Source organism: Paracoccus sp. Z118 (genome assembly GCF_019061185.1).
In the GTDB taxonomy this organism is placed as follows: domain Bacteria; phylum Pseudomonadota; class Alphaproteobacteria; order Rhodobacterales; family Rhodobacteraceae; genus Paracoccus.
This window is the reverse complement of the sequence record NZ_JAHQZU010000108.1, coordinates 1-625: the sequence shown is the minus strand read 5'-3', so window position 1 is coordinate 625 and position 625 is coordinate 1. Positions and strand designations below refer to the sequence as shown.

The following is a 625-nucleotide window of genomic DNA, read 5'->3' as shown; positions in this document are numbered from 1 at the left end:
ACAGCGAGCGGTGCAAGTTGGTGAGCCAGCGCCTCACCACGTCGGGATCGGCCGAGGCGGCATCCAGCCCAGTCGCCGGGTCGATCACCGCCGCCCGCGGGGTGCCGCCGTCGAACCAGTAAGCGGTGATCTGCCCCGAAGGAGAACGCCGGATCTGTTCCAGCCCCGGATGGCTGGCGGCGACGGAGGCTGCCAGATTGGCCACGGAAAGTTCTGCCCCGGCTTGCGGGGCCGCCAGCCGCTCGGCGGCGGGATAGATCGACAGGGCCGCCCCGGACAGCGCGAGCACCGTCAGCAGCAGCGCGGCCAGAATGCCTGGCCAGCGATGGAGTGCGCGGATCATCTGAGTGCCCTATTTGTAGGAAACGCTGGCGATATAGCGCGAGCCGGTGGCACTCGCCCCGGCTGCCGTCAGCGGCAGTTCGACCTCGTTCGGGCTGTCGCGCATCTCCTCGACCGAGGCATCGACATGCAGGGTGTAGCCCGCGTCGAACAGCGCGTCGGCGAGATCGAGCGTGATCTCGAGCGTTCGGCCTGCGCCGACGCTTGCTCCGGTGATGCCATCGACCTGCCGGGTGTCGCCGCCGGTCATGCGATACCAGCCCGAGAGGGAATCGTAGTATTT

2 protein-coding genes are annotated in these 625 nt (G+C 68.2%); both read right to left on the bottom strand.

Features of this window, described 5'->3' with window-relative positions:
• Nucleotides 1-343, bottom strand: a 343-nt coding sequence (locus tag KTN05_RS17725) for a PepSY domain-containing protein (RefSeq protein WP_217330676.1), incomplete at its 3' end; no start/stop codon positions are given.
• Between the two features lie 9 nt (nt 344-352).
• On the bottom strand, nt 353-625 hold a 273-nt coding region (locus tag KTN05_RS17720; RefSeq protein ID WP_217330675.1), incomplete at its 5' end, for a DUF2271 domain-containing protein.